We start from the raw sequence: 25,167 nt of genomic DNA, 5'->3' as shown, positions 1-25,167 counted from the left end.
CGGTGAAGCGCCCGGAAGGTCGAGATCCCGAACGCGCAACCGCTTTCCATGCCAATTGACTACGTGGCTTGTCAGTTGTGTGGAAAGCGTGAAAGGCTCGGGCTCCGTCGTGGAGACGGCCCCCAACTCCTTTGCACAACGCACGAGTTGACATTGCATTTCATGACTTGGCAGATGGACGCAGTTGACGCAGGAGCCACCGATGCCCGACCTGCCGACCCCTCAGGACGCCGCCGAGGCCGCACTGTTCTCGGAGTGCTGGGACGTGGTCCTCTCGTACGCCGATCTGTGCACGTCCGGGTCCGCCGCGGCCACACAACTGGCGACGGAGGCGTTCACCCATGGCATCCGTGAGTCGCGCGCCAGTGGTTCCGGAGCGAAGGGTGCCGGCCGCAGGACGGCCCGGCTGCCCCGGATTCCCTTGCTGCTGACGTCGGTTCGGACCACGGCCGCCGCCTGGGAGCAGTACGGGCAGGGCCACCGGCTCGACCCCGAACTCCGGCTGTGGCTCAACTCCGAGAAGGCGGCCCGCTATACGGGACCGCCGCTGCACCGCCCACTGGCGCTGCGTGGCCTTCGGGACATGCAGGAACCGGACGCGGCACTCCTGTGGCTGGCCGAGGTCGAGGCGCTGCCGCTGCCGGCGGTGGCCCGACGGCTCGGCCTCGACCCGGCCGCCGCGGCCGAGGAACTCGCCCAGGTACGAGCGCTGTTCAGGGACCGTTGCCATCGCAACCACCTCGACACCCCGATGGACGCCAACTGCCGCAGCTACGCCCGGCTCCTCGACGCGGTGACCCGCTCGCCCGGCGCCGAGACGCCGGAGGATCTCTCGTGGCATCTCTCGCGCTGTGTGGAGTGCGCCGAGGCGGCGGCCTGTCTGCGGCTGCACGGCGGCGGGCTGCCCTCCGCGCTCGCGAGCGGGGTGATCGGCTGGGGCGGCCTCGCGTATCTGGAGCGCCGCCGCCGGGCGGCGGACGCGGGTCTGCTGGGCGGCCGTCGGGACGTGACCGGGGACACGGGCATCACCGAGAGCAGGCTCGCCGTGCCCCGGATCGGCCGGACCGCGCTCCTGGTCACGGCCGTCATCGTCTCCGCGCTGGCGCTCACGGTCTCGCTGATGCCCTTCGACAGTGCGGCGGGGGGCGGCACCACGACAGCGGGCGGCGAGTCGGGGAACGAACTGCCCGCGGTGGACCCGGGAACCGTGCTCCCGTCGGCCACCGCCCGTCCCTCAAGTGCTTCGGCGTCGCCCGATCCCTCGGAGTCGGCTCCCGAATCCGCCACGACCCCGAATCCCGATACCGAAGCCCAGGGCAAGCCCTCGTCCACCGCCGACGTCACGCAGAAGGCGGCGGAACCCACGAAGAGCGCCGCGCCGACCTGCGAGGTGCGGTACCGGATCGCCAGCGAGTGGGAGGACGGCTTCCAGGCCACCGTCACCGTCACCTCCACCAAGGCCCTCGCCACCTGGCGGGTCTCCTGGACCTTCGCCGACGGACAGAGCGTCACCCAGATGTGGGACGGCACCTTCTCCCAGCAGGCCTCCCGGGTGACCGCCACCGCCGCCGACTACAACAGGGCCGTCGCGGCGGGCGCCGCCTTCACCGTCGGCTTCCTCGGCTCCTGGCAGGACGCCAACTCGGTCCCGGACGATTTCACGCTGAACGGCGCGAACTGTACGACCGAGAGCTGACCCTCCTGTCTACCGGCCGGCCTCTAGAGGCCCACCGGACCGTCGGCGCGGATCGACTCCCTTTCCCAGTCCTCGCGGCTGCGCACATAGCGGGGAGAGGCGGCGACGATGGACAGGGTGTCCGCCGAGCCCGGCCTCAGACGCCAACGTACGGTTCCCGTCACCCGGGCGGCACAGGATTCCACGAACGACTGGCTCGCCTGCCGCAGTTCTCCGAACCAGCGCCCTTCGAGCGCCTCGCGCACCCAGATCTGTTCGATGTGCATCTTCTCCCGGACGGTCTCGGCGTCCAGCGTCGCCGTTTCGAGGTGGCGATAGGTCTTCAGGAGCAGCGCGGCGGCCGGCATCTCGCGGAGTTCGAGCACTTTCTGACCGCCGGGGAGATGTTCGAGCCCGCTGTAGCGGCCGATTCCATGGGCGCCCGCCCGGCGGTTGAGCCGGTCGACCAGGTGGTGCAGCGGGAGGTGTGTGCCGTCGACGGAGACGGGCACCCCCTCGATGAAACCGATCTCGACCGTCTCGTCCGGGACCCCCTCGTCCCGCACGCTCCAGCGGTACAGATGCTCCGGAACGGTGTGCTCCTCGGGATCGTCGAGCACCCCGGACTCGAACTCCCGGCACCACAGGTTCGCGTCGATGCTGGCGACCCTGTTGCTCATGTGGACGAGCCCGATCTCCGCCAGCTCCCTGGCCTTGCGGTCACGATCCACCGGGTCGAGGTCGTACGGGCTGCCGTAGTGACCCTGATAGCCCAGAAGTCCCAGAGCCCCGTTCAGCCTGCGCAGGGTGTTCTGCGAGCGGTTGGCCGTGTGCAGCACTCCCCAGGCCCCGAGGCCGACCGCGATGTCCATGGCCAGCTTCGCGATGAGGGGCCTGCTGAGCGACGAGCTGACGGGATGGGTGTCCAGGTAGACGGCCTGCGCGGCGATCGCGGGGCGGACGTACTCGTCGGCGAACTGCCGCCGTCCGTCGACGACATGCAGGCGCACGGAGAGCCGGTCGGTGACGAGCCGCAGGTCCTCCGGGGCCTCGGCGGCGCCCAGGTCGACGCTCACCGCATGGATGTCGGTGAATCCGGCCTTCGCCAGCCGGTGGAGGAGGTAACTGCTGTCCAGACCGCCGCTGAAGAGCGTGACCACGGGACGGCCCCGGTCGAACCGCTCGGACGTGAGATCGGCGAAGGACCGGATGAGGCGGCCCGGAGGCCCGGGGCGGGGGCGGTCTCCGAGGGGATTGCCGACGAGGGGGCTGCCGACGCGGGGGTTGGCCCTGAGGTGGGCCGATCCGAAGGGGGTTGATCCGGAAGAGGTCGATCCGGAAGGGTTCAACTCGCGGACTCCTGATCCATGTCCATGTCCATGTCCATGTCGGTGTCGGTGTCTATGTCCGTATCCATACCCATGAGGCGCCGCAGCTCGGTGGTGAAACCCGCCACCGTCGGCTCGTGCAGCAGCGCGGCCAGTGGAATGTCCGCCCCCAGCCGTTGGCGCAGGGTCTCGACCACGTGGACCACCTTGAAGGAGTCGCCGCCCAGCTCGAAGAAGTCGTCGTCGCGGCCGACGCAGGCCGTCCCGAGTGCCTCGCACCACACCTCGGACACGACGCTCTCCACGTCCGCACCGACCGCTGTCACGACGGTGCCGTGAGCCACCGCGGCGGATACCGGAGCGGCCGTCCGCTGTGCCGTCCATTCTTCGAGGAGCAGCCGGTCCAGCTTGCCGTTGGCCGTCAACGGCAGGCTGTCGACAGCCTCGATGGCCGTCGGCACCATGTGGGGCGGAAGCCAGGTGCGCAGAGTCCGGCGTACGACCGCGGGCAGTTCCACGGCCGCCGCGCCCTCCTCGGCCACCACGTATGCGGCGAGCCGCCGCTCGTACCCCGCTCCGTGGGCGACGACCGCCGCCTGTCTGACTCCCTTGCAGCGTGCGGCAGTTGCCTCGATCTCGCCCAGCTCGATACGGATGCCCCGGATCTTCACCTGGCGGTCGACGCGGCCGAGGAATTCCAGCGCGCCGTCGGGACGGGCCCTGACCAGGTCACCGGACCGGTAGAGACGGCTGTCCGGGCTCACCGCCGGCGCGGTGATGAAGCGCTCCGCCGTGAGCTCGGGCCGGTGCAGATAGCCCAGGGCGAGGCCCGCGCCGCCGATGTGGAGTTCGCCCGCTTCCCCGTCGGCCACCGGGGCGCCCGTCTCGTCGAGAATCCACAACTCGGTGTCCTGGATGGCCGAACCGATCAGCACCGTGTCGAGGCCGGGGTCGCGCGGGCACACCCACGCGGTGCAGTAGATGGTGCACTCGCTGGGGCCGTACAGATTGGTGAGCGAGGCGGTGGAACGCGCGTGGAACCGCCTGACCAGCTCGGGACTGAGCGACTCCCCGCCGGTGAGCACCTGTCGGATGCCGTCGTACCGCTCCGCCGGATCGCGGGTCAGCAGGAAGAGTTCGAGCAGGGACACCACGCAGTAGAACGTCGTGATCCGGTGGTCCCGGATCAGCTCGGCGAGATAGTCCGCGTCGCGCTGCCGGCCCGGCGCCGCGATGACGACCGTGGCTCCGGCAAGCAACGGCCAGTACAGCTCGCAGAGATACATGTCGAAGCTGCACACCGTGTGATGGATCATCCGGTCGTGCTCGTCCATGCGGTGCGAGGCCTGCAACGCCAACAGCCGTGAGACGAGGGCGCGATGACTGATCAGCGAGGCCTTGGGACGGCCCGTGGAACCGGACGTGTAGATGACGACCGCGGGGTCGTCACAGGAGGCGCTCACCGGCGAGGGAGGGGGCGCCGGCCGTCGTACGGCGTCCTCGTCCTCCGTGTCCGACGCGGCCACCGGTGGCGAAGGAGACATCGGCTGTCGTACGGCGTACTCGTCGTCCGTGACCACCACGAAGCCCGGTACCCCCGTGAACCGCGAGCGCAGCGCGGTGCTGGTCAGCAGGGCCCGAGGGGCGCAGTCGTCGATCGTACGGAGGGTCCGCCGGAGTGGGTCGTGGACGTCGATCGCCGCGTGGGCGGCGCCCGCGAACACCACGCCCAGCATGGCGACCACGAATTCGACGGACCGCTCGTGGTGGACGACGACGCGGTCCCCGGGCCCCACACCTCGCGTGCGCAGCGCGGCGGCGGCCCGCAGGACCCGGTCCTTCAACTCGCCCATGGTCAGCACGGTTTCGCCGGACACCAGCGCGGGGAGATCCGGGTCGCGGTCCCACCGCTCCAGCAGGAGGGCATCGATCCGGTTGTGGGCGTCGATCCGGTGGTGCGCGTCGAATGCGGCCGTCGTCATCGAAGTGGTCCTCACGCGAACTGGTCGAGATTGCCGGCAAGGGCGTCCACGAGCAGGGCGGGGTTCTCCGCAAGGAGCAGGTGACCGCCCGGCACCCAGGCACTGCGGGTGTTCTCGCTGAACAGGGACCAGTCGGCGGTCCGTTCGTCGGGGCACAGGTGGTCCTCGTCCCCGAACACGGTGAGGAGCGGGCAGGTGAGGAGCGGCTCCGGATCCGACGAGTAGTCCTCGACGGCACGCATGTCCGCCACGATGCCCGGCAGGACGAGCTGGAGCATCTCCCGGCTGGCGGAGACGGACGCCGGGACGCCGCCGAACTCCTGCAGAATGTCCAGCACTTGGTCCATGTCGTCGGTGTCGCGCAGCAGCCGGCGTCCGGGATCGGGCTTCTCGTTGACGGCCCACTGCGAGACGACCACCAGGCCCGCGACATCACCGCTGCCCTCACGGTCACGCAAAAGCTCCCGCACCACCTCAAGGCCGATGATCGCGCCGGAGCACACCCCGACGACGATCAGCGGGGCCGTGCCGGGATCCGGCAGGGAACGGACCGTCGCCACGACGTCCGCCACCAGGCCGGGCAGATCCGGGACGCTCTCCCGGATGCGGGACTCCCGGCCCGGCAGGCGGACTGTCGCCACCAGCCACTCGGGCGGAGCATGCTCCGCGAAGGCCAGACCACTCGCCGCCCCGGCACCGGCGTGCGGAATGATCACCACGCGCAGTGACGCCTCCTGTGGGGCAGCGCCCCTGAGTACGACGTTTTTCGCGGCCACGTCGTCAGCCCGCCGTGACGAACTCGGTGAGCGCGCGGGCCAGATGGCCGGGATCCCTGGCGCCGACCAGTTCGCGCGCGGAGTGCATGGACAGGCCGGGCACGCCCACGTCGACCGTCGTCACGCCCAGCCGGGCCGCGGTGATCGGGCCGATCGAAGTGCCGGAGGCCATCGCGTTGTTGGAGACGAACCGCTGCCACGGCACTCCGGCGCGCTCGCAGGCGGCCACGAAGACGGCGAAGCCGGTGCCGTCGGTGGCGTACCGCTGGTTGACGTTGACCTTCACCACGGGACCGCCGTTGGGCAGCGGATGGTTGTCCGGGTCGTGCCGCTCGCTGTAGTTGGGGTGCACGGCGTGGGACATGTCGGCGGACACGCAGAACGCGCCCGCCATCGCCCGCGACCAGTCCTCACCGCTGCCGCCCCGGCCTGCCACCGAGCGGCTCAGCACACGCTCCAGCAACGGGCTCTGGGCGCCGGTCTCGGAGCCGCTGCCGCACTCCTCGTGGTCGAAGGCGGCGAGCACCGGGATCCGGGGACCGGCCGAGGGACCGGCGCCGTGCGACCACGCCTCGGCCGCCGCCGTGAGCGCCGTGACGCCCGCGTGCACGGACACCAGGTTGTCCATGCGTGCGGACACCAGGAACTCGCGCTCCGCGCCCAGGTGTCCGGGTGCCTGGATGTCGTGCAGCATCAGGTCCCAGCCGAGGACCTCCGCGGCCTCCAGGTCCGCTTCGGCCGCGACCCTGCGCAGCAGCGCGCCCTGTTCCCGCTCGCCCAGGGACCAGATCGGCTGGGTCTGGCGCTGCCGGTCGAGCGAGAGGCCCTCGTTGGCCGAGCGGTCCAGATGGATCGCCAACTGCGGTACGCGGAACAGCGGTTCGTCGATCTTTACGAGGACCGAGCTGCCGTCACGCAGGGAGAGCCGCCCCGAGATACCCAGGTCCCGGTCGAGCCAGGTGTTGAGTGGCACCCCGCCGTAGATCTCCACGGCGATCTGCCGCCAGCCCGCGGACGCGGTGTCGGGCGTCGGCTTGACCCGCAGGTTGGGGGAGTCGGTGTGCGCTCCGACGATCCTGAAGGGGGTGTGGGCGGGCGCGCCCTCGGGCACGTACCACGCGATCAAAGCGCCGGCACGGGTGATGAAGACGCCCCCGCTGTGCCCGGCCCACTCCTCGGTCTCCAGCAACTCCGTGAAGCCCGCCTTCTCCAGGCGGCGCGCGGCCTGGGCCACGGCGTGGTACGGCGAGGGGCTGTCCCAGAGGAAGGCGAGCAGGTCCTCGTTGTGGCCCTGGTCGGTGGGGGCGGAGATCGGGGTGGAGATGGTCACTCGGAGTCTGCCTTTCGGGGTGTGGCGTGTGGGGTGAGTGCCGTCGCGACACGGCGGTCGGGGTGTGCGCACAGGTCGTCGAGCAGCGTGATGTAGGAGGCGAGGAGGTCCTCCGCCGTCTTCCTGTCCCACAGGTCGGCCGAGTACTCCAGGAAGGTCCGGTATCCGAGGCTCGGATCACGGCGCGGTGAGATGCCGAAGCACAGTTCCCCGCGGGCCACCGGCGGCGCCAGGTCCGTCACCTCCACGTCGAGCCCGGGGATCTCGATGTCGGTGTCGGGGTAGTTCTGGAAGGCCAGGATGTACGGCACCCGGTCGGGGACCTCGGTGGCGCCGCTGTCGCGCATGGCCTGAAGGATCCGCGTGGTGGGCAGGACGTTCGCCAGCACTGCGAGCGCCTCCGCGCCGGTGCGCGCCACGAGTTCGCCGAAGCTCTCGGCGGGATCGATACGGACCCGGACCATGACGGACGTACTGGTCATCGCGACCAGCGACTCCCATTCCGGGCCCTCGCGATTGGCGTACGGGACACTCAGCAGTACGTCCCGTTCGCCGGAGAGCCGGGCGAGGTGGACCCCGAGGCCCGCCAGCGTGACCGCGAACGGAGTGACGCGCCGCTCGGCCGCGAACTCCTCCAGCACCGTACGGAGTTCACCGGATCCCACGCCGCGCACCGTGTCCCCGTCGCCGCTGAGCTTCTCCGGCCGGGGGCGGTCCGTGGGCATGTCGAGCCGGACGGGCACTCCTTGGAGGTAGGCGGCGCAGTACGCGGCCCGGCGTGCCTCGGTGTCAGGGTCCTTCTCCGCCAGTTGGCGGCGGGCGTGGTCGGTGGGCTGGCCCGACGGTGCGTCGAGCGTGTGCGCGGTGCCGGCCGCGGCGGCCCGGTACAGCTCGGCGAGTTCCGACATGAGCAGCGAGTGGGCCCAGCCGTCGGCGCAGATGTGGTGCAGGACGAACATCAGCTCCCATTCGTCCTCCGCGAGCCGCAGCAGCCTCGGTGGGGCCAGCGTCGAACGGGTGATGTCGATCGGCGTCCCGGCCAGGTCGCGGCGCACCTTGCCGGCCCGCGCGAGGCGCCTCTCGGGAGCGAGCCGGGTGAGGTCGTCGACCTGGAGGCGCACCGGCCGCTCGGCCGTCACCTCCTGCCACCAGACGTCCTCCCCGTCCGCTTCATCCTTCACGAAGCGTGTCCGCAGGCTCTGGTGACGCCGAGTCAGTTCGGTGAGCGCCGAGCGCAGTGCGTCGGGGGAGAGGGCTCCCCGGAACCGGATCCTGGTCGGTACGTTCCAGACCTGGGCCTGCGGTACGGAGTAGTGGGCGGCGATCATCCGGTCCTGCTGGTCACTCACCCTGGCCCGGTCGACGATCTCGCCGCCGCCCGGAGCGGCGGCGGTGCCGGATACCACCGCCAAGCCCCCTTTGCCGCCGCCCAATTGGCGGGCCATCGCGTTCAAGGTCGCTTCCGCGAAGAAGTCCGCCAGCGCGACTTCGCCGCCCAGCACCTCACGCACCCGGTTGACGAGCCGGATCGCCGCGATCGAACTGCCGCCCAGCTCGAAGAAGTTGGCGTCGTCGGCTATCGCGTCGACCCCGAGGACCGACTGCCAGACGCTGCGCAGCGTTCCCTGGGGAGCGGAGATGTCCCCCACCAGCTCCGAGCCACCGCCCGTCATGGCACCGAGAACGCGGTCGAGGCCGGCCAGATACCCCCGAACCGTGCCCTCGTCGAAGAGGTCCGCGTCGTAGCGGATGCGCAGCCGCAGACCTCCGGTGCCGCTCCGTACGACCATCAACGCCATTTCCAGCGGCGCCGATTCGGTACCTCCGTCGACCTCCTCGGCGCGCAGCCCCGGGAGCGCGAGCCGGGTCAGCGGCGCGGTGTCGAGGTCGGCCGACACGGTGATCAGCGGCCTTGGGTTGCCGCGGTCGGGGTTGAGGTCGGCGAGCAGTGTGTCGATGTCGACGTACTGGTGCGCGTCCGCCGCGAACAGGGCGTCACGGGTGGCCCGTACGGCGGCGGTGAGGGATGTCGTCTCCGTCAGGGACGCCCGCAGCGGCAGCACGGTGACATGGAAACCGACGGTGCCGTCGGTCCCCGGCGTGCGCCGGCCGAAGGTCGAACCGACGAGGAACTCGTCCTGCCCCGAGCGCTCGCGCAGCACCAACTGCCAGGCGGTGAGGAGCGTGGCGAAGAGCGTGACGCCCTGCCTGCCGCTCCACTGCTGGAGCCCGACGGTACGCGCGCCGTCGAGGCGGATCTCGGCGGCCGCGCCGCTGCCGGACACCCGGCGGCCACGCGGCCGGTCGGCGGGCAGCGCGGGCACGGGCGGCAGCGGGGTGAGGTAGGTCCTCCACCACTCCAGATCCGCCGGGTCCCGGTCGGGTTCGGCGGCGCCCACCGTGCTGCCGGCGGGCGCCGGGAACCGCGCGGGACACCCCTCGACCGCGGCCTTGTAGAACTCCTCCAGGTCCGCCGCGAGAATCCCGGCGGAATGCGCGTCGGTGATGAGATGGTGCAGGCCGAACAACAGGACATGGTCGTCCTCGGCGAGCGTCAGCAGCCGCGGCGTGAACAACGGCCCGTCGGCCAGGTCGTACGGCCGCGCGCTCTCCTCCGCCAGAACCGCCGCGACAGCCGCATCGGCCTCCTGCCCCCGGGCGTCGGTCACCTGGAGTGGAACGTCCAGGTCGCCCCGTACGACCTGCCGCACGGTCTCGTCCGCGCCGCCCGCCCGGAACACGGTCCGCAGTGCCGCGTGCCGTGCGACGAGCCCCGCCACGGCGGCGGTCAGCGCCGCCTCGTCCAGCGGGCCGCGCAGCCGCACCGCCTGGACCTCGTTGTACGCGGCCCGGTCGCCGATGAGCTGGGAGGCTAGCCAGAGCCGCCGCTGGGCGTCGGTCGCGGGTCCGGAGATGTCGCCGGCGGCGGGGTGGTGGCGCTCTCGCAGAGCGTCGAGGTGTTCGAGCCCGGAGCGCATCAGGCCGGCGGGCATGCCGAAGTCGACGAGTGCGGCGATCTCGTCGACGCCCGCCTCGCGCAACGCGTCGACCACCGGGGAGCACGTGCCGACCGTGCCGATCAGGGCCCGCTCGTCGCAGTAGCGGTCGTAGGCCCGCCGGAAGAGGTGGTCCAGGTCCTCGTCGCGCGCCGTGGCCACGTCCTGCGGGCCGGCGCCGAGTGCGCCCGCCGCGGACCGCATCTGCAGCGAGGAGCGCAAGTAGCGGCTCATCGGCTCCAGCGCCTGCGCACGCGCGGTGGCGTGGTCCTCGCCGAGATAGGTGTGCAGGAGTACGGTGACCCGGCCCGCGTCGGGGTCGAGGCCGTGCCTCCCACGGGCCTCGCGGTAGGCGGCGATGTTCCCCGCGAGCTCGGCGACCGTCTGGTTCATCAGATTGGTGACGATGCCCAGATCGCGCCGCGCCGCTTCCTCGTACGACTCGCGACGGCGCGAGGTGGCCAGGTACATCGGCGCCATGTTCTGCACGGGAGCGGGATGGATCCGTACGTCCGTCACCGCGCCGTCTCCGGTGTCGCGCCGCAGGGTGCCGCCGGCCCACAGCGTCCGTACGTCGTCGAGGTGGGCGAGGCCGATCTCCTTGCGGTCCGTGAAGCGGTCCGGGTGGAGGGCGAAGTCCCCCGCGTGCCAGCCGGTGGCGCAGCCGATGCCGACCCGGCCGCCCGACAGGTTGTCGACGACCGACCACTCCTCGGCGACGCGCACCGGATCGTGCAGCGGCAGTACGACGGAACCGGCGTTCAGCCGGATGCGGCTGGTCTCCCGGGCCAGCGCGGCGGCGAGCACGGACGGGTTGGGGAAGAGGCCGCCGAAGGAATGGAAATGGCGCTCCGGTATCCAGAGGGAGCTGAAGCCGCGCTCGTCGGCGAAACGGGCCGTCTCGACGATCTGCTCGTAGGAGTCGGCCGGCCGAGTGCCCTGGCGGGCGGTGGTCGCGTCCGGATAGTCGCCGAAGAAGTACACGCCGAAGTCGGGGGCCGGGCGGGGGCGCGCGGACCGTGGCTTCGGCTTCGGTGCGCGTGGGCGGGGCGCCGGGAGGAAACCGCCCTGGCGCAGGGCGCGCAGGGAGTCCTTCACCGCGTCCGAGACCCGTTCGATGTCGTTGTCGGTGTGGGCGGTGGAGAGATAGAAGCTGCGCCACTCCCACACGTAGATGCCGCGCAGCAGGAGGTGTTGGTAGAGCAGCTCCATGTCGGCGCGGGCCGTGAACCGGAACATCGACCCGAAGTGGCGGAGTTCCAGGGGGAATTCCTCGGCTCCGAAGAACGCGTTCAGGTCGGTGGCGAGGGCGTCCGTGCGGGCGTTGAGCCGTTCCTGGAGACCCGGGCCTTCGGCGGTGAGGTGGGTCAGCACCGCCTTGGCCGCCGCCATGGACAGCGGGTGCTGCATATACGTGCCGCCGAAGAACGTGGTCTCGGCCTCGGGGCGGCTGTCGTCGCCGTACCGCCAGAAACCGCCGTCGACGCCGTCCAGGATGTCGGCGCGGCCCGCGACGGCGCCGATCGGGAAGCCGCTGCCGAGCGCCTTGCCGTAGGTGGCGAGGTCGGGGACGACCCCGAAGTGGTGCTGTGCGCCGCGCGGATGCGGGCGCAGCCCGGTGAGCATCTCGTCGAAGAGCAGCACGATGCCGCGCCGCCGGGTGAGTTCGCGCAGGCCGCGCAGGAAGTCGACCGGGCGCAGGGCGGGGTTGCGGCACTGGACCGGCTCGACCAGGACCGCGGCGATGGTGTCGCCGAGCGCGTCGATGGTCTCCAGGGCCTCCTGGCTGCCGTATTCGAGGACGATCAGTTCCGAGACGGCGCTGTCCGGGATGCCGCGCGATACGGGCACCGAGCGCCCGGCGTCCGGGCCGGGACGGCCGAGCACGGAGTCGATGTGGCCGTGGTAGGACCCGCGGAACATGACGATGCGGTCGCGTCCGGTGGCGGCGCGGGCCAGCCGGATGGCGGCGGAGTTCGCCTCGGTACCGGAGTTGGCGAACGCCACCCGTTCCATGCCGGTCAAGTCGGCCAGCAGTTGGGCGACTTCACCCGCCTCCACGGGGCGGGGGCCGAACCGCAGCCCCTGGGCGAGGTGTTCGTGCACGGCCCGCGTGACGAACTCCGGCTCGTGGCCGAAGAGAAGCGCGCCGAAGCCCATCGTGATGTCGGTGTAGTCGTTGCCGTCCACGTCCGTCAGACGCGCCCCGCGCGCCGAGCGCGCCGCGAGGGGGTACAGCGTCTCCTTCGTCGACCGGCGGAACCCGACGACGGCCCGGCTGTCGGCGAGGACGGAACGCCGGCTCTGCGCCAGCTCCTTGGACGTACGGGTGCGCTCGGACAGCCGGCGGCTGAGCTCGGCGGCGTGGGACCGCTGACGGGCGGTGGCGGTGTCGCCCACCATGCCGGAGCCCTCGGGGAGGGTGACTTGGGGGCCGTGTAGTGCGGGTGACTCGGGCGGCGTTGCGGCGGGCTGCCTGGCCGCGGCGAGTTGGCCGGTGAGCCTCCGGGAGAGTTCCGCGGCCCGGTCGGCGGCGGACGTACTCACCGGGCGCGCTCGGCGCTGAGCAGGGCGACCGCTTCGGACAACTGGGTCAGCATGGCTGCCTGCGTCTCGGCGAGCAGGTTCACCTGGCGGGTCAGTTCGGCGATTTCGGCGCGGGAGGCGTATTCCGTGGAGGGGGGTGCGGAGGGCGTCGGGGACGGCGAGGCCGGGGCGGCAACGGGTTCGACGGGCGCTGGAGCCGGTGCCGGAGCCGCGACGTACACCGTGGCCTCGGGCTCCGGCTGGTCCCGTCCCGCCCGCGAGGCGATCAGCCGGGCGGTCAGCTCCGGCGTCGGCGCCTCTTCGAGAAGCTCCTGGGCGGAGACCCGTACCCCGAACTCTCCCTCCAATTGCCGCAATATGCCGATGAGTTGGAGCGAGTCCGCGCCCAGCGCGACAAAGGCGTCCCCGGCGCCGACCTCGTCGACGCGATAGCCGAGATGCTGCGAGGTGAGCTCGAGTACCCGTTCCAGGACTGCCTGTTCGGTCATGCCAACCTCCATGGAACCTTCGCTCGCGGCGGGTGCGGAGTCCGCCGCCGGACGGGGACTTGGGCGGGTGCGGGGGCGGGAAAGCGGCGGTGGACCGGTCCAGTACGACCGGTGCTCGAACGGATACTTGGGGAGCGGGATCCGCCGCCCCCCGCATCCTTCGAGGACCGCCGCCCAGTCGATGCCCACGCCGGCGCAGTGCAGCGCGGCCACCGCCGACCACAGCCCGTCCGTGCCGGAGCCGCGCCCCTGGGTCGGCACGCAGAGGGTGCCCGGCAGCGCGCGGCGGACCATGCCGGTGAGCGGTGCGCCGGGCCCCAGCTCGATCAGGGCATGGCCCGACGCGAGCGTGTTCAACACGGCGTGGAAATCGGCCGGTTGCCGGGCCTGGCGTACGAGGTAGTCCGCATCCGGCAGCCAGCCCGGCGCCCGCACCGCCCCGTCGAGTCCGCTGATGAACGCCACTTGCACCGGGCGTAGTTCCGTCTTCTCCACGGCCAGGCGCAGCTCGTCGAGCACCGGGTCGAGCAGCTCGGTGTGGAAGGCGCGGTCGACGGGGAGCGGCTCAGCCGCCACCCCGTGCCCGGCCAGCCAGGTCCGAGCCGCTTCCACGGCCTGGGGCCGGCCCGCGACCACATGATGGGAGGGCCCGTTGGACACCGCGAGTTCGAGTCGCCCGTACCCGGACGGGTCGCTCTCGTCGAGGAGTTGGCGTACGCGCTCCAGCGGAGCGAACACCGCGAGCATCGCGCCGGGTTCGGTGTCCCGCATGAGCCGGCCCCTGCGGCACATCAGCCGCATGCCGTCCGCCACCGACAGGGCTCCCGCGACGCACAGGGCGGCGAACTCCCCGGCGCTGTGCCCGGCGACGACGGCGGGGGACACCCCGAACCGCCGCCAGAGCGCGGCCTGGGCGACCTGGAAGGCGTAGATCGCCGGCTGGGCGAAGGCGGTGTCCCACTGCTGAGGGCCCGCCCCGCCGACGAGCCGGTCGAGGAAGTGCCGCTCCCCGGTCTCCTCCTCGTGGACGCGCGCGCACTGCTCAAGCACGTCGGCCACCACGGGGAACCGGCCGGCGAGTGCCGCGGCCATGCCGGGACGACCGCCACCCTGTCCGCTGAAGACGTACGCCGCCGAGGCCGCCGGTGCCGTGATGTCCACGGTTCCCGTGCGGTACGCGGCGGTGGGCGCTGCGCTGTCCCGTGATGTGGTCCGTGGAGCAGTCAAAGAGGGCCTCCCCGGGAGGTCGGGGATCCCCCGCGGATCCGCGAGGAACGCGTCGAGCGCGGCCACCAAGCCCTCGGCGGGCGCGGTGACGACCAGTCGCCGGGAGAGCTGGCGACGCCCGAGCGCGGTCGTCATCAGGAGGTCGGCCGGTGCGATGTCCGGGTCACGCACCAGGGCGTCGCGGAAGGAACGGGCGTACGCCTCAAGGGCCTCGGGGCTCTGCGCGGACAGGGGCAGCAGACCGGGCACCGGAGCGCCCTCCGCCCGTACGGGTGCTGCCGGGGCCTCCTCCAGAATCACGTGCGTGTTGGTGCCGCCCATGCCGATGGAGTGGACGCCCGCCCGCCGTGGGCCGGACGACGGCCATGCGGCGGACCGTCGTGGCAGCGTGAACGGGCTCTCGTCCAGGCCGAGTCGGGGATTGGGCCGGGTGAAGTTCACCAGCGGGGGAATGACCCCGTGGCGCAGTACCAGGATGGCCTTGATCAGTCCGGCGAGGCCCGCGGCGCTGTCCAGGTGCCCGATGGCCGGCTTGGTCGAGCCCAGCGCGCAGAAGCCGGTGCGGTCGGTGTGCCGGCGGAAGGCCTCGGTGAGCGCGGCGAACTCGATGGGATCGCCCTTGTAGGTGCCGGTGCCGTGCGCCTCCAGATAGCCGATCTCTTCGGCGGAGATCCCGGCGCGCTCCAGTGCGCCGAGCACCGCGTCCCGCTGGCCGGCGACCCCGGGAGCCGCGAAACCGGCCTTGCCCGCACCGTCGTTGGTGACCGCAGAGCCCAGCACGACCGCGTGCACGGTGTCGCCGTCGGCGAGGGCCTTCGCCAGCGGCTTGAGCACCACGGCGGCCACTCCGTTGCCACCGACCGTGCCGTCCGCGTCGGCGTCGAAGGCCCGGACCACGCCGCTCCTGGAGATCGTCGAGCCCTTCATGTGCCGGTGCCCGGTGACCTGTGGCAGGTGCAGCGCCGCGGAACCAACCACCATCGCCTCCGCATCGCCCGCAAGGAGCGCCTGACAGGCCAGATGGACCGAGACGAGTGCGCTCGAACAGGCCGTCGCGACGTTCACCGCGGGCCCCTCAAGACCGAGCCGGAACGCCGCCCGGTTGGCGGTGAAGTCGGGGTAGTTGCCGACCTGGATCTGCTTCACGGCGTTCCAGTCGGCGCCGCGGGCCGACTCGCCGATGTTGGAGGCCAGATAGCTGTGCAGGGAGTAGAGGCGGTAGCCGACGCTTGCGTACACCCCGACCCGCTCCCCGGAACCGGCATACCCGGCGTCCTCCAGCGCGTGGTGACAGCACTCGAGAAACAGCCGCTGCTGAGGGTCGGTCAGGGTGGACTCGCGGCCGCTCATCCCGAAGAACCGCGCGTCGAAGCCGTCGACGTCGTACAGCAGCGCACTGGCTCCGGTGAATTCCGGGTCCCGGTAGAGATCCTCGTCGAGGCCGGCGGCCCCGAACTCCGCGTCGGTGAAACGTCGTACATGCGAGACACCGGACCGGATGTCCCGCCAGTACTCCTCCGGTGTCTCAGCCCCCGGAAACCTCAGCGCCATCCCGACGACCGCCACGCGCCGGTCCCGCATCGTCTGCCTCCTTCCGGCTTCCGCTGTCTCCCCCACTTGCCGACACCACCTCCCGCGCTCTTCGCTGCCGCAGCACCCGGACCACGAAGACCAGCGCGACGGCGATGGCGACACCGTGCGCGACACCGACGACCGAAAGCGCCGTGAAGGAGTCGAGGGCGGCGGCGACCACGATCATGCCGACGCCGAACCCGAGGTTCTCCACCGTGGCCGAGGTCCCGAACGCATGGGTGCGCACCGGGCCCGGCAGGGTCTGCAGGTGCGAGGTGTACGACACTTCGGTGAGCCCGTCGGCCGCCCCCGCCAGCAGCGCGATCGCGATCGTCGCGGCCCACGGAAGCCCGGTGAAGGCGAGGATGAAGGCGCCCGACATCGCGATGGTGCCGAGCCCGAAGCCGAGGGCGCCGACCGAGCGGCCTGTCCGCCTGGTGTACCGCTGCAACACCTGCTGCACGAGGATGTTGCCGAGTGCCCAGACGCACCAGAAGACACTGACGAACACGGCCGGGTTGTCGGCGTCGACTTCCGTGGAGTACACGGGCAGGGCCGCGTTGTGCGAGGAGGAGCCCAGGGCGTCGACGCCGCGCAGCAGCACCATCAGAGCGAGCGCCGGTGCCGCGCCCAGCGCGAGGAAACGGGAGGGGAACCGGCGCCTGCCCTCGGTGTCCACGTCCTGTGCGACGTCGGCAGTCGTCTCCCCGCCGGGGCCGAGGGCGAGCGGGAGCAGTGCGACGGTGAGCGCGCAGACCAGGAAGGAGGCCATGTCCACCAGGAAGGCCGCCGTGTAGCCGAGCAGTGACACCACCACACCCGACGACGCGAACCCGGCCACCATGGCCAGCGAACGCCCGCTGACCATGAAGGAGTTCGCCCAGGTCTTGCGGTCGTCACCCACGATGTCCGGAATAGAGCTGCGCAGCGCCACGATGAACACGGTGCCGGAGAAGCCGACCACCGCCGAGACGACGAACAGCGAGACCGTGTGGAGCCCGTCCGGGGCCACAATCAGGAGCAGCAGTGCCGCGGCCTGGGCCACGTTGGCCCAGAGCATGACCGACTTGGCGGACCAGCGGGCGAGCGCCGTACCGGCCACCAGTCCCGCGATGAACCCCGCGGCCAGCCGCACCGCCATGAACACGCCGACGGCCAGCGCCCGTCCCGTCACGGCGTACACGTACAGGTTGAGCGCCACCATGTTGAGGAACGTGCCGTACGACGAGATCGCGTAGCCGGCCACCAGGATCCGGTACCGCTGTTCCTTGAGTGCCTGTTCGCCTTGCGCTGCCGTGCCGGTCGTCACGAATGAACCCGCCCCGCGTCATGGTCGTGTCGCACAAAGCCGGACATGGTGCGCTCCCGTTCCTGAACGTACGAGCGAGAGCGCTCCGTTCACCATAGGGAGACTGTCGCCTCCTCGCCACCACCGGACTGCCGGACGGCGAGGACTGAGATCTGGACAGCCCGCCTTCCCGTCTGTAGCTCCGCCTTCCCGTCTGTAGGTCCGCCTTCCCGTCCGTCGGTTCTCCTTCCGGTCTGTCGGGCCTCCTTCGGGTCTGTCGGTCCGCGTTCCGGTCTACAGGTCATCGTCCCCGAACGGCAGCGAATCCAGATCCCCCGTGAAGGCCCCCACGTTCGGGAACATCAACTCCAGGGCGTCCGACGGCGGTTCGCGCCGGCTGTCCGGGGTGAGCAGTGACTGTTCCGTCCAGATGCACTTCCCCGTCGCCGTGTAGCGCGTACCCCAGCGTTGGGAGAGGGCCGTGACCAGTTGCAGGCCCCGCCCACCTTCGTCCGTCTCCGTCGCACGCCGGATTCGGGGCATCGTCAGGCTGCCGTCGAACACCTCGCAGATCAGCTCGGCGCCGTGCAGGAGGCGCAGGCTGACGGGCCCCTTGGCGTGACGTACCACGTTGCCCACAAGCTCGCTGGCCAGGAGTTCCGTCGTCGAGGTCAGGTCGTCCAGGCCCCACTCGTGGAGCTGTTCCCGGACGTGTCGGCGGGCCTGGCCCGCTGCACGGGGATCCTCGGGGAGGGGCCAGGAGGCGATCCGGTCACCGGTCAGGGCGTGCAGGCGGACGACGAGGAGGGCCGCGTCGTCCGCCGTCGGGTGTTCGGCGGGAAGCAGGCCCGCCGTGAGGGTGTCGCAGAGCTGCTCCAGATCCGCGCCGGTTTCGGTCCCGTGCGCCGCGCTCAGCAGGTGCGCCAGGTCCGCCATTCCCTCGTCCATCTCGCGCTTGGACGATTCCACGAGCCCGTCGGTGTAGAGCACCAGCAGGCTTCCCTCCGGCACCGTCAACTCGACGGTCTCGAAAGGCGGTTCGGCCGCGCCCAGCGGTGGGTCCGCCTCCGCGTCGGGGAAATACACCGTGCCGTCCGGGTGGACCACCGCCGGCGGGGGATGGCCGGCTCGGGCGATGGAGCAGATCTGGGTGGTCGAGTCGTAGAGCGCGTACAGACACGTCACATACGACTCCTCGCCCATGCCGCTGACGAGGTCGTTCAGATGGCTCATGATCTCGTCGGGGGGAAGTTCCAGGTCGGCCAGGGTGTGGACCGCTGTGCGCAGGCGGCCCATGGTGGCCGCCTCCGGCAGACCGTGGCCCATCACGTCGCCGACGACCAGAGCGACCTGACCGCCGGAGAGCGGGATGATGTCGTACCAGTCGCCGCCCACGTCCATGCCCTGCCCGGCGGGAAGGTAGCGGGCGGCCGCCGTGCACGCGGGCAGGTCGGGCAGGTCCCGGGGGAGCAGGCTGCGCTGGAGTTCGCGGGAACGGGTGTGCTCGGCATCGTAGAGCCGGGCCCGCTCCAGGGCCTGGGCGACGAGGGCGCTGATGGTGGTCAGCAGGGTGCGTTCCTCGTCGGTGAGGCGGCGCGGGCTGTCGAAGGACACGACGCAGACGCCGAAGGTGTGGCCGGACGCCGTCAGCGGCAGGAACGCCCAGGCCTGTTTGCCCGCGTGCTCGGGCCGGTGGGCCAGCTTCGGCGAGTGCGCGATGAACTCCTGCACGGAGGACAGGAACAAGGGCGTACCGGACGCGATGGCGTCCCAGGACGGTTCGCCGATGGTGCGGGGGAGGCCGTTGACGATGGGGAGGAAGTCGTCCGGATAGCCGACCGCTCCCACGTTGTACAGCCGGTCGCCCTCAAGCGCCTGCACCAGGACCGCGGTGGCCGCGAACGGCGGCAGCACCCGGTGGGCAACCGCGTCCACCACGTCCTGCGAGGTCGTCGCCTTGGCGAGGGAGGTCGTCAACTCCGCTATCCGGGCCGCGCGTTGGCCGGCGGCGCGCTCGGACGCCCGGCGCTCCTCCTCGTGCCGCCGTTTCTCGGTGACGTCGGTGAGGTAGAGGGTGCGGCCGTCGGGGCCCGGGACGAGCCGCAGGTGGTAGCGGCGGTCGGGCTCTCCCACGTGGACGTCGAAGCCGACGGGCTTCTCCTCGGCCGCGGCCCTCCGGCAGCGGCTCTCCAGGCCTGGGACGTTCCGGGCGGCGGGCAGCTCCCACAGGACGCGCCCGAACAGTTCCTCCTCGGAGAAGCCCAGCGTGCGCTCCGCCTGGAGGTTGGCGAAGGTGATCCGCCACTCCTCGTCCACCGACAGGAAGCCGTCGCTCATATGGCGCAGGGCGCGGCTGAGCGCGTCACGGGCGGAACGGGACTCGTTGCTCTCCCAGCCCACGCCGACCATCCGGAGGGGTTCGCCGTGTTCGTCGTACGTCGTGCGGCCGCGGGCCTGTGTCCAGCCGTACGTGCCGTCCAGGCGGCGTACCCGGTACTCGGCCTCGAACACGCCGTGGTCGCGGATCGCCCGGTCCACCGCGTCCAGCGTCGGCGCCAGGTCGTCGGGGTGGACGCACACCATCCAGTTCTCGACCCTGGCGGTGTAGTCCTCCGGCCGGGTGCCGTAGAGCGCCAGGGCCGCCTCGTCCCAGAGCAGCTCGCCGCCCTGGATGTCCCAGTCCCAGGAGCCGACACTGACCTCCTTGAGAGCCTGCCGCAGCCGGTCACGCTTGCCGCTCAGCTCCGCCTGCGAGGGTCCGGACGGCGGCGGTCCCTGGCCCATGCGCTCCTCGGTCCAGTCGACCACGGCCCGCAGGAAGTCCCACCGCTCCGGGGTGGGCTCGCCCTCGTCGCCCGTCAGGACCGTCAGTGCGCCGATGCTGCGTTCCCCGCCGAACACGGGTAAGGAGGCCAGTCCGGTGCCGGGCCAGGTGACTTCGGGGGCGGCCTCGCGACCGGGCTTCAGCGGCACCCACACGCCACTGCCCCGGTACAGGGCCCGGGCGGGGGCCAGCGGGCCACCCTGGTCGATGATCTCCCAGGACCGGGTGAGCGCGGGAGGCAGGCCGGTCGACGACACCAGGCGCAGTGCGGACATCGGACCGCGGAGGTGAATCGTTCCACCGAGGGCGTTCAGCTCGCCCACCGCGTGCTGGAGTGCCAGCCGGAAGACCTCGCTCTCGGCGATGCCGGAATCGACCGTACTGAGCAGCGCCAGACGTGCGTTCATGCTGCAAAATTTTACCGTTGCCACCTCAGATGACGCACCGCTTCGCAGGATTCTCACCTTCCGCTTCGGTTACGGAAAGCGCGTCCCAACAGGCGAGATTCCAGGTCGAGTTGGAGCGGGATATCGTTCGCTTTCACCTTCGGCGACCAGCCGAGTGACATGGGTCGAAACCGGGAGAATTTCCGGCACCGCGGGTAGCACGGCTGCCGTGTAGTGCAACGTTCACAGATCGACAGGTGCGCAGTAACGATCGACGAATACAGTCGTGGTCGTCCTGGAACCCGCTGATCGCGCAGGCACGTTGTCACCCCGTCAGGCTCACCCCACCCGCCAACGAGGAGCGGCATGGACATCGGCGTATTCATCCCCATCGGCAACAACGGATGGCTCATATCGAAGAGTTCGCCCCAGTATCTGCCGAGCTTCGAGCTGAACAAAGCCATCGTGCAGAAGGCCGAGGAGCACGGACTCGACTTCGCGCTGTCGATGATCAAGCTCAAGGGGTTCGGCGGCGAGACCGAGTTCTGGGACCACAACCTGGAGTCCTTCACCCTGATGGCGGGCCTGGCCGCGGTGACGGACCGGATCAAGCTGTACGCCTCCACGCCGATCCTCGTACTGCCGCCCGCGATCGTCGCGCGCATGGCCGTGACCGTCGACTCGATCGCCCCCGGCCGCTTCGGCATCAACATCGTCACCGGCTGGGCGCCCGGCGAGTACTCCCAGATGGGCCTGTGGCCCGGGGACGAGCACTTCGGCAACCGCTACGCCCGCGCGGTCGAATACGTCACCGTGATGAAGGAGTTGTGGAGCGAGGGCGTCAGCAACTTCAAGGGCGAGTTCTACGAGATGGACGACTGCGTCCTGTCGCCGCGGCCGGCGAACGGGCAGATCGGCATCGTCGCCGCGGGGCAGAGCGGCACCGGCATGAAGTTCGCCGCCGAACACGCCGACTACAGCTTCATCCTGGGCAGCGGAGTCAACACCCCGCTCGCGCTGTCGGACAGCACGGCCACCCTCGTGGACGCGGTGGAGAAGACCGGCCGGGACGTCGGCGCACTCTCGCTCTTCATGGTCATCGCCGACGAGACCGACGAGGCCGCCCAGGCCAAGTGGCAGGACTACCACGACAACGCGGACCACGCTGCGCTGGCGTACATGGCGGGGGAGACGGCCACGGACACGACGGCCGACGACTCCTCGACGGCCCGGACCATCGCGCTTCCCGAGGGCGCGGTGAACTTCAACATGGGCACACTGGTCGGCTCGTACGAGACCGTCGCGAAGCTGCTCGACGAGGTCGCCGAGGTCGACGGCACCAAAGGGGTCATGCTCGTCTTCGACGACTTCCTCGAAGGCCTCGAGAACTTCGGCACACGCGTCCAGCCGCTGATGAAGTCGCGCTCGATTCAGCAGTAGGCCGGGCGTGTGGTTCTGATGTCCGAGGAGGAGCGCGCCGTCCGCGGTCCATGGCGGGTGTTCGCCGCCACGGCGGTGGGCGTGGTCGCCGTGTTCCTCAATATGAGCGGCCTCACCGTCGCACTGCCCACGATCACCCGGGAGTTGGGGGCGGGCCCCGGGCAGGCCGACTGGATCCTGCTCGGCTACATGCTGGTCACCACCGCGCTGATCCTCGTCTTCGGCCGGATCGCCGACATCGTCGGCCGCCGCAGGCTGTATCTGGCCGGGCTCGTCGTCTTCACCGTGGCGACCGGGCTCGCGGCGGTGTCCCCGTCGGCTGAGTTCCTGATCGCGGCACGGGTCGTGCAGGCGGTCGGCGCCGCCGCCGTGATCACCAACAACACCGCCCTGCTCGCCGACGTGTTTCCCGCGCGGACCCTGGGCCGGGCACTGGGCTGGAACGTGGCGGTGGCCTCGGTGGCCCAGGTCGCCGGGCCGCTCGTGGGCGGCGCCGCCACCGAACTGCTCGGATGGCGTGGGCTGTTCGTCGTCTGCGTGCCGATCGGACTGATCGCGATTGCCGCCTCGGCGCTGGCCGTCCCGCCGAGCGGTGCCGGTGGCACCCGGCGGTCCGGTGGTGTCCGGCGGCTCGGTGAGGTCCGGTGGTCCGGTGGTGCTTGGCGGTCCGTTGGTGTCCGGCGGTTCGGTGAGGTCCGGCGGTCCGGTGGTGCTTGGCGGTCCGGCGCGGGCCGTGAACCGTTCGACCTACGGGGCGCGTTGCTGTCCATGGCGATGCTGACCGCTCTGGTCCTCGCCCTCACCCCCAGCGCCACGGCCACTGTCGCCGGATGGCTGCCGTGGATCTGCGGCGGCGCTGCCGTCGCCCTGTTCACGGTGTTCGTCGTCGTCCAGACACGGCGGAAGCACCCCCTGGTCGACGTTGCGTTGCTGCGTACCCGCGCGATCTCCCTGGTGTTCGCCGCGGTGCTCGCCCACGCGGTCAGCACGTACGCCGTCGTACTTCTGGCGTCGCTGTACGAGCAGGCGGCCGGCGGAGCCAGTCCCCTGAAGGCGGGGGTGCTCGTGACACCGGTCGCGGTCGGCACGCTGATCACCTCGGCGGTCGCCGGATCGCTGACCGGCCGTTTCACGCCACGGGCGCTGACGACCGCCGGCCTGACGATGACGGCGTGCGGGCTGCTGGGCTTCTCACTGAGCCTGTCGACGACGGCTGTGCCGTTCCGGGCGGTGGCACCGTTCCTCTTCCTCATCGGGGCCGGCACCGGGCTGTTCATGACGCCCAGTACCAGCGCGCTGATGCTCGGCGTCCCGGCGGACCGGCGCGGGATAGCCAACGGCCTGCGCTCCACCACCCAGAGCGTGGGCTATCTGCTCAGTACGGCGATCGCGCTCGCGTTCACCACGACCGGACTGAGCGAACCGGCCCGGCAGGCCGCGTACGAGGGCACGCTCAACGTGCTCGCATCGGGCGAACTGAGCCGGTTCGTGGCCAACATCCGCGTCACCGGGCTCGTCCTCACGGGCATCGCCGTGGCGGGGGCGGCGATCTGCCTGGCGTTTCCCAAGTCGCTGCGGACACCCCGTACCGCTGATGCCGCCGACGCGGCCGAGCGCACCACGGACGCCGGCCCGCAACCCGCCACCCCACGAAGGACGATGCCATGACCGGTTCCCAGCAGGAGGACTACGAGCGCGCCGGGTTCGGCGGCCGGCTCACCCCCGGCACTTCCCCGGCCCTGCTCCTGGTGGACCCGGCCCGCGCCTACGTCGACCCGGACTGTCCGCTCTACGCCAGTGTCGAACCGGCGGTCGAGGCGATGCAGGTCCTGCTGGCCGACGCACGCCGGGCCGGGATTCCGGTGGTCGTCACCCGGATGCGGCTGCGCGCGGACGGCAGTGACGGTGGCCTCTTCTTCCGCAAGGTCCCGACACTCCGCGTGTTCGTCGAGGGCAGCCCGTACGGCGACTTCATCGACGGACTGGCCCCGAGGGCCACCGAACTGACGGTCACGAAGCAGTACCCGAGCGCCTTCTTCGGCACCGCGCTGGCCGCCTACCTGACCTCGACCGGCATCGACACCCTGCTCATCGCCGGCCTGTCGACGAGCGGCTGCGTCCGTGCCACCGCGCTCGACGCCATGCAGCACGGATTCATCCCGGTCGTGGTCGAGGAGGCCGTGGGCGACCGTGATCCGGACGTCCACGCGGCGAACCTCTTCGACATCAAGCACAAGATCGGCGAGGTGTGGCCGCTGGGGCGCGTTCAGGACCACCTCGCGGAGAGGGTCCCGAAGGCGCCGTAATTCGATGGCGTCCCGGGCCCGCGCACCTCTCCGTACGACGCCGGGACCGCGCGCCTCTCCGTACGACGCCGGGCCCGCGCACCTCTCCGTACGACGCCGGGCCTGCGCGCCGTGTCCGCGGGCACCGGGGCCGCCCCGACGCCACCGTCTGCCGGGACGCGCGGAACCGGGTCACCCGGCGATCTACGCCGGGACAAGGACGGTGAGCCACTCCGCCTCACGTGGCCGGAACCCGTAGCGGTCCCACAGCCCCGACACGATCGCCGGGACGTGGCCGGCTCCGTAGACGACGGCCACCCGGATCGGCTCGTCGCCGCGCTCCGTGTGGATCTCGCCGAGCGCGTCGAGCAACCGTTGATCGCGCCGACCGGTCAGCGCACGCTCCACAGAATCGTCGGCCATCTCCGCCCGCAGGGTGGACGGCAGATCCTCGACCACCAGGTCTTCATCGAGGAAGGCGCGCGGACCACGCAGCGCGAACACCAGACCCATCACCGGGGCCGCGACCATGAGCAGCATGTACGTCCACCGAGGCAGTGTCTTCAGGTCCGCGATCGCCTCCGCGGCGGTCACATCCGGATTGATGACCGGCACGTCTTCGGGAAGCAGCAGTTCATCGCGCTGCTCCTGCAGACCGTTGCGCCGCCGGCGTGGGGCGAACCGGTAAGCAAGGGTGAGGGCACTCACTCCGGCCGACTTCCCGCGGATCCCCTCGATGACTATGACGTCGCATTCCCTGAGTCTGATGCGGACCTGGGAGTAGAACGTCGGCGAAGCCACATGCAGCATCGGGAAGATCACGAATTCGAAGGGCGTCCCTGTCCGCCTCATGGTTATCACAGCAGATCGAACGGCATACCCGGTCACCTCGATGATCTGCATGATTCCCCCCGCCGGTCTCGCTGGTTTCCCCTCGCACCCGTACCAGGACACGAGCCCGCCCAGGGCCGCGGTTCCCAGGCTGTCCCAGGCCATGCGGTTCCCGCCTCCACCGGTTGGGGC

The 25,167-nt window shown here is 70.9% G+C and carries 13 protein-coding genes; 4 read left to right on the top strand and 9 right to left on the bottom strand.

The window, feature by feature from the left end; all coding sequences use genetic code 11:
- Positions 1-202 precede the first annotated feature (202 nt).
- Positions 203-1,696 carry a cellulose binding domain-containing protein gene (locus tag ACFVKT_RS25370; protein WP_385735214.1) on the top strand — a complete coding sequence of 498 codons (1,494 nt, stop codon included), beginning with the start codon at positions 203-205 and terminating at the stop codon, positions 1,694-1,696.
- 23 nt (positions 1,697-1,719) lie between these two features.
- Here ACFVKT_RS25370 and ACFVKT_RS25365 read toward each other — a convergent pair whose 3' ends face one another.
- The 8 genes from ACFVKT_RS25365 to ACFVKT_RS25330 all read right to left on the bottom strand — a co-directional run bounded on the left by ACFVKT_RS25365 (position 1,720) and on the right by ACFVKT_RS25330 (position 20,440).
- Complete coding sequence (locus tag ACFVKT_RS25365) at positions 1,720-3,024, bottom strand: argininosuccinate synthase-related protein (protein ID WP_385735212.1); 1,305 nt, start codon at positions 3,022-3,024, stop codon at positions 1,720-1,722.
- Positions 3,021-4,985 (bottom strand): non-ribosomal peptide synthetase, encoded by a 1,965-nt coding sequence (locus tag ACFVKT_RS25360; protein WP_385735210.1) that lies wholly within the window; start codon positions 4,983-4,985, stop codon positions 3,021-3,023. The genes ACFVKT_RS25365 and ACFVKT_RS25360 overlap by 4 nt, the downstream gene beginning before the upstream one ends.
- Before the next feature lie 11 nt (positions 4,986-4,996).
- Positions 4,997-5,704 carry a thioesterase II family protein gene (locus ACFVKT_RS25355; RefSeq protein WP_385735208.1) on the bottom strand — a complete coding sequence of 236 codons (708 nt, stop codon included), beginning with the start codon at positions 5,702-5,704 and terminating at the stop codon, positions 4,997-4,999.
- Between the two features lie 61 nt (positions 5,705-5,765).
- Positions 5,766-7,091, bottom strand: coding sequence for a M18 family aminopeptidase (locus ACFVKT_RS25350; RefSeq protein WP_385735206.1), 1,326 nt, complete (start codon positions 7,089-7,091; stop codon positions 5,766-5,768).
- Positions 7,088-12,634, bottom strand: a complete 5,547-nt coding sequence (locus ACFVKT_RS25345) for a MupA/Atu3671 family FMN-dependent luciferase-like monooxygenase (protein WP_385735204.1) — start codon at positions 12,632-12,634, stop codon at positions 7,088-7,090. Before ACFVKT_RS25345 ends, ACFVKT_RS25350 begins: the two co-directional genes overlap by 4 nt.
- Positions 12,631-15,930, bottom strand: coding sequence for a type I polyketide synthase (locus ACFVKT_RS25340; RefSeq protein ID WP_385735202.1), 3,300 nt, complete (start codon positions 15,928-15,930; stop codon positions 12,631-12,633). Before ACFVKT_RS25340 ends, ACFVKT_RS25345 begins: the two co-directional genes overlap by 4 nt.
- Positions 15,875-17,167, bottom strand: a complete 1,293-nt coding sequence (locus tag ACFVKT_RS25335; RefSeq protein ID WP_385735697.1) for an MFS transporter — start codon at positions 17,165-17,167, stop codon at positions 15,875-15,877. Before ACFVKT_RS25335 ends, ACFVKT_RS25340 begins: the two co-directional genes overlap by 56 nt.
- 336 nt (positions 17,168-17,503) lie before the next feature.
- Entirely contained in the window at positions 17,504-20,440 is a 2,937-nt protein-coding gene (locus ACFVKT_RS25330; protein WP_385735200.1) for a SpoIIE family protein phosphatase, read from the bottom strand.
- Between the two features lie 345 nt (positions 20,441-20,785).
- On the opposite strand from ACFVKT_RS25330, the gene rutA reads away from it, so the two are divergent.
- The 3 genes from rutA to ACFVKT_RS25315 are packed head-to-tail and all read left to right on the top strand — an operon-like array spanning position 20,786 to position 24,165.
- Positions 20,786-21,859, top strand: a complete 1,074-nt coding sequence (gene rutA, locus ACFVKT_RS25325) for a pyrimidine utilization protein A (RefSeq protein WP_385735198.1) — start codon at positions 20,786-20,788, stop codon at positions 21,857-21,859.
- An 18-nt stretch (positions 21,860-21,877) separates the two neighbouring features.
- Positions 21,878-23,527, top strand: coding sequence for an MFS transporter (locus ACFVKT_RS25320; protein ID WP_385735695.1), 1,650 nt, complete (start codon positions 21,878-21,880; stop codon positions 23,525-23,527).
- Entirely contained in the window at positions 23,524-24,165 is a 642-nt protein-coding gene (locus ACFVKT_RS25315; protein WP_385735196.1) for an isochorismatase family protein, read from the top strand. Before ACFVKT_RS25320 ends, ACFVKT_RS25315 begins: the two co-directional genes overlap by 4 nt.
- Before the next feature lie 183 nt (positions 24,166-24,348).
- Here the strand turns inward: ACFVKT_RS25315 and ACFVKT_RS25310 are convergent, their stop codons facing one another.
- Positions 24,349-24,996, bottom strand: a complete 648-nt coding sequence (locus ACFVKT_RS25310) for a hypothetical protein (RefSeq protein WP_385735194.1) — start codon at positions 24,994-24,996, stop codon at positions 24,349-24,351.
- Positions 24,997-25,167 lie beyond the last annotated feature (171 nt).

This window comes from Streptomyces sp. NPDC127595, assembly GCF_042671685.1.
Taxonomy (GTDB): Bacteria; Actinomycetota; Actinomycetes; order Streptomycetales; family Streptomycetaceae; genus Streptomyces.
This window is presented reverse-complemented; position numbering and strand designations above follow the sequence as displayed.

Bases quoted from the DNA above. Each gene is read 5' to 3' on its own strand.
- ACFVKT_RS25370 (WP_385735214.1), top strand. From the start codon at position 203: ATGCCCGACCTGCCGACCCCTCAGGACGCCGCCGAGGCCGCACTGTTC.
- ACFVKT_RS25360 (WP_385735210.1), bottom strand. From the start codon at position 4,985: ATGACGACGGCCGCATTCGACGCGCACCACCGGATCGACGCCCACAAC.
- ACFVKT_RS25340 (WP_385735202.1), bottom strand. From the start codon at position 15,930: ATGCGGGACCGGCGCGTGGCGGTCGTCGGGATGGCGCTGAGGTTTCCG.
- ACFVKT_RS25330 (WP_385735200.1), bottom strand. From the start codon at position 20,440: ATGAACGCACGTCTGGCGCTGCTCAGTACGGTCGATTCCGGCATCGCC.
- rutA (WP_385735198.1), top strand. From the start codon at position 20,786: ATGGACATCGGCGTATTCATCCCCATCGGCAACAACGGATGGCTCATA.
- ACFVKT_RS25320 (WP_385735695.1), top strand. From the start codon at position 21,878: ATGTCCGAGGAGGAGCGCGCCGTCCGCGGTCCATGGCGGGTGTTCGCC.
- ACFVKT_RS25315 (WP_385735196.1), top strand. From the start codon at position 23,524: ATGACCGGTTCCCAGCAGGAGGACTACGAGCGCGCCGGGTTCGGCGGC.
- ACFVKT_RS25310 (WP_385735194.1), bottom strand. From the start codon at position 24,996: ATGAGGCGGACAGGGACGCCCTTCGAATTCGTGATCTTCCCGATGCTG.